3 protein-coding genes and 3 tRNA genes are annotated in these 4,351 nt (G+C 43.1%); 4 read left to right on the top strand and 2 right to left on the bottom strand.

The window, feature by feature from the left end; genetic code table 11:
- Window positions 1–555: 555 nt before the first annotated feature.
- Together ACJ751_RS11935 and ACJ751_RS11930 are read right to left on the bottom strand one after the other, a co-directional pair.
- A tRNA-Leu gene (locus tag ACJ751_RS11935) sits at window positions 556–639 on the bottom strand.
- Between the two features lie 203 nt (window positions 640–842).
- Window positions 843–1,991 (bottom strand): sensor histidine kinase, encoded by a 1,149-nt coding sequence (locus ACJ751_RS11930; protein WP_407745721.1) that lies wholly within the window; start codon window positions 1,989–1,991, stop codon window positions 843–845.
- A gap of 64 nt (window positions 1,992–2,055) precedes the next feature.
- Between ACJ751_RS11930 and ACJ751_RS11925 the strand changes: the two genes are divergently transcribed.
- The 4 genes from ACJ751_RS11925 to ACJ751_RS11910 all read left to right on the top strand — a co-directional run bounded on the left by ACJ751_RS11925 (window position 2,056) and on the right by ACJ751_RS11910 (window position 3,744).
- A complete protein-coding gene (locus ACJ751_RS11925) occupies window positions 2,056–3,084 on the top strand; it encodes a glycosyltransferase family 2 protein (RefSeq protein WP_407745720.1) in 1,029 nt (342 codons plus the stop codon).
- A gap of 45 nt (window positions 3,085–3,129) precedes the next feature.
- The gene (locus ACJ751_RS11920; RefSeq protein WP_407745719.1) at window positions 3,130–3,333 is read left to right on the top strand and encodes a hypothetical protein; all 204 of its coding nucleotides are present in this window, start codon (window positions 3,130–3,132) and stop codon (window positions 3,331–3,333) included.
- 156 nt (window positions 3,334–3,489) lie between these two features.
- Window positions 3,490–3,562 (top strand) — tRNA-Gly (locus ACJ751_RS11915).
- 96 nt (window positions 3,563–3,658) lie between these two features.
- Window positions 3,659–3,744 (top strand) — tRNA-Leu (locus tag ACJ751_RS11910).
- Window positions 3,745–4,351: the final 607 nt, after the last annotated feature.

The following is a 4,351-nucleotide window of genomic DNA, read 5'->3' as shown; positions in this document are numbered from 1 at the left end:
TGGTTTTTTTGTATCTGGTCTTTTGGTTGGGCGTAAATAAATACACCAGTCGATGGACGTTGACCTTTGCCACGACCATAATCATAATGGAAATAGATTTTATCTCCCTTTCTGTTGGGGTATTGTAGGAAATTCATAAGATAATGGATTTAGAGGTGATAGATTGGAGGCTCAAGGAATAGGCCATAGTCTGTGTGACAGTCAAGTTGCAGCCAGGCATTTGCCTGTCATGAAAAAGAAGGGGAGAAGCTGGAAAAAAGCGGAAGGAATAAATTTTGTTAATCCCACGTGCAAGTATTGTGCAACCTGCCATTTCTCGTTGGAAGTGACTGTCAAAAGTGCTTGTCAAATTTTTGACAGTCTTGGTATTCTTTGAAAAATTGTGTGCAAGTAGTGTGCTGGTACTTGCACACCAAAAAGCGAAAAAAACGCTTGTCATAGTGCTTGTCGTTTGCTTGTCAATAATAGTGGCAGAAAGGGGAAAAAAGCGACAAAAATTTGACAAGCACTAAAACAAAAAACCCTGTAAATCAATGACTTACAGGGTCTATATTGTGCCCGGGACAAGATTCGAACTTGCACGCCGTTTCCAGCACCACCACCTCAAAGTGGCTTGTCTACCAGTTTCAACACCCGGGCACTTAAATGGGTCGCAAATTTAATTGATTTTATAATACAGTGAAAAGAAATTCTGATTTTGAGGATTTTAGGGGCGAAGCCCTTGATTTAGTCCTTGTAATTGGCGGTGAGTTTGTCTCCAACCCCTTTTAAAGCAGCATTCGCTTTTGCCAGCAGCAAACGTGCTTAGCATACAGGTGAACGGTGAGTATATTAAGTATAGATTACTTCAGCATAATCCTGAAAGTAGTCCCCTTGCCCGGTTCGGAGTTCTTTACAAACAACTGTCCTTTATGATATTGTTCAATAATGCGTTTTGACAGACTTAGCCCCAGTCCCCAGCCGCGTTTTTTGGTAGTAAAGCCTGGCTTAAACACCTTGCTGATATTTTGTTTGGCTATTCCTTTGCCCGTATCGGTCACATCAATAAAGGTTTGACCATCCTGCTGCCAGATGTTTACCGTGATCATGCCTTTTCCTTCCATGGCGTCCAGGGCATTCTTCAACAGGTTTTCAATAACCCAGTCGAACAGGGGCGGGGAGAGCATGGTATAGATCTCATTGATATTTCGGGTATTCAGCACAAACTGCACTTTGCCCGGTGCGCGTTTGCGAATGTATTCTACCATGCTCGACACCTGGGCAACAATATTATGCCTTTCAAGGTGAGGCGTACTGCCGATCTTTCCAAAGCGATCGCTTACCAGCTTCAACCGGTTCACATCCTTTTCCATCTCATGCACAATCTTTTCATCGCTGTAATTTTCTTTCATTATTTCTACCCAACCCTGTAGGGAGGTTAATGGCGTGCCCAGTTGGTGGGCCGTTTCCTTGGCCATGCCCGCCCAAACCTGGTTTTGCGAGGAGCGAAAACTGGTAGTAAGCGCCAGCATGGTAATTATAATAAACATACTCACGATAAATAACTGCACCAGCGGGTAATACCGTACCTGGTTTAACAGCGAGGTATGTCCATAATAATATAAGTTTTTTTCCCGCGGATTCAGCGGGTCAATCCATTCAATGGTAGGGTTTTGCGACCTGAATTCAACCAGTTTCTTCCTGATATAATTGCTATCGCTGGCTACACTGGCCGAATCGAGGTTTACATGATCGAGAATATGCCCCTTTTCGTCAGTAACAATAATGGGTACCGTATTATTTTCGGCAATGATCATGGTTACCAGTTTATCGCTCAATCCGGTAGTGTCGTGCAGTAATAATTTGGTGGCCTCTTTCCATTCTTCTACCTTTTGCCTTTCTTCGCGGGCAATTTTACGGGCAAGATATTGGGAATAAAAGACAGTTCCGCTTACTATTGCTATGGCAATGAGGGCTAATCCGGTTCTCCAGTTAAAAAGCGGTTGAATCATTCAACTAATTTATAAAAACCGTTCCTTTGCAAACTTTATTTGGTTGAATTATTTTTACACCGGCATGTCAACACCTCTCGTATCCATAGTGATCCTGAACTGGAATGGACGGAATTTTCTGCAAAAATTTCTGCCTTCCGTTCTGGCGACTACCTATAATAATAAAGAAGTGGTGGTGGTAGACAATGCTTCTACCGATGACTCGGTCTCCTACCTGCAGCAGTACTGGCCAACGGTGCGAATTATACAAAACGACGCCAATTTTGGATTTGCCCAGGGATATAATGAGGGTCTGAAGCATATTCTGGCTGACTATTACGTGTTGTTGAATTCTGATGTGGAAGTTACGCCCAACTGGCTCGATGCCATGGTGGCGCTGCTGGAAAAAGACAAAACAATCGGGGCCTGTCAACCCAAAATATTACAATACGATAATAAAGAACTGTTTGAATATGCCGGCGCCGCTGGCGGCTGGCTCGATCACCTGGGTTATCCTTTTGCCCGCGGCCGCATCTTTGATGTGTGCGAAAAAGATAGGGGGCAGTACGATACTGCAGTTCCTATTTTCTGGGCCAGCGGGGCGGCCATGTTTGTGCACGCCAACCTGTATCATGCCCTGGGCGGACTGGATGAATATTTTTTTGCGCACCAGGAAGAGATTGATTTTTGCTGGCGCCTGCAACTGGCAGGGTATAAGGTGTTTGCCTGTCCGCAATCAACTGTTTATCACGTAGGAGGGGGAACCCTGCCAAAGGGGAATGCCAGAAAGGTATTGCTGAATTTCAGGAACAATTTGGTGATGATGGCAAAGAATCTTCCGAGGCATGAGGCAATATGGAAGATCAGTTATCGTTTTTTGCTCGATTATGTTTCTGCCCTTAAATCTTTGATGTGGGGGGAGAAGACATATTACCGGTCGGTGATGAAAGCGCATGGCGCTTTTTTGAAATGGCTGTTTATGACCCGGAAAAAAGGACTTTTTCCGCCAAAGAAGAAACATGAACTCCACGGTTACCTACATAAAAGTGTTGTGTGGAACTATTTTGTAAAAGGAAAAAAGACTTTTACAGAAATTGTTGATAAGAAAGCGTGAATTTTTAGATTGAACTATTATTTTTGCACTGCAATTAAATGAGTTATGGAACAACTGGAAAAAGACCCCCGCGATAAAGATTTTAAAAGAAGTTGGGTAAATTCATCTGTATTTCTGTTTTACCTGCAAGTATTTTGTGTTCTGGCATTCGTACTGGGTGGCTGTTACAGCCTGTATACCCATCGTTATAAAGGAAAACCCAAAGTGGAAGTTCCTGCGAATACCCAGTACACTCCGCAGTATAAATAAGTGATTTTTAGCTAGAAAAATTTGGTCGTTATTAGGTAATTCCTATCTTTGCACTCCCAATTACGAAAGCAACTAACGAAGACGGAAAGTTGCAAAGAAAATAGGAAAAGTTCTTTTCAAAATATTCATCGTCTTGATTGAAAATCAGGACGACATGCGGAAGTAGCTCAGTTGGTAGAGCGCAACCTTGCCAAGGTTGAGGTCGCGGGTTCGAGCCTCGTCTTCCGCTCAAGAATTCCATCCATAAGGTGGAATTTTTTGTTTCACTAAGATCCTAGGGTGATGTGCCGGGATCAGGTATTTGGTGTAGATTCAAAATACAGTTACCCGGGTGGTGGAACTGGTAGACACGCAGGACTTAAAATCCTGTTGGCAGCAATGCTAGTGTGGGTTCAACTCCCATCCCGGGTACTCGTTAATGCGAAAGCCCCCTTATTTATCGGGGGCTTTTGGCGTTTTAGGCAGCCCTCTAATTCAAATCCATTCTCACCACCAACTTCTATAGGTAACAATTTAACCTCCCCTGGATTATTTAGGATCAAATTGTTGGGGGATTGGAGATCAGATCAAATTCCTGGGATATTATTGCTGACGTTGCAGCAGGTCAATATGTTACCGGGCGAATTCTGTTCAAGACAGACAGTAGTGGCGAAGCGAAGGGATCACCGCTTATGTCCTTTTAAGTATGGATTTTCGAGTTTCTCCTTTTGCACGATGAGTTTTCTTGTTTGCATATTGAGTTTGTAACTCACTTAGCGGATACAGGTCTCATCTTACCTTTTATGCATCAACTGTAGTTTTTTATGCATCTTCACTAGCTTTTATGGTACAACAGTAGCTTTTTATGCACCATCCCTCGCCTTTTATAGTGCATCCCTTACTTTATTCTATTCCATCAATGGCCTTTTATGACTCGTAAGTTGCCAACTTTAGTACGTAAGTTGCCAACTTCGGGGTACAAGTGGGCAACTTTCAATCATATGTTCATCACTTAAGACCTGAAGTTGGTTACTTGTGT

This window comes from Niastella sp., assembly GCF_045805085.1.
Taxonomy (GTDB): domain Bacteria; phylum Bacteroidota; class Bacteroidia; order Chitinophagales; family Chitinophagaceae; genus Niastella.
This window is presented reverse-complemented; position numbering and strand designations above follow the sequence as displayed.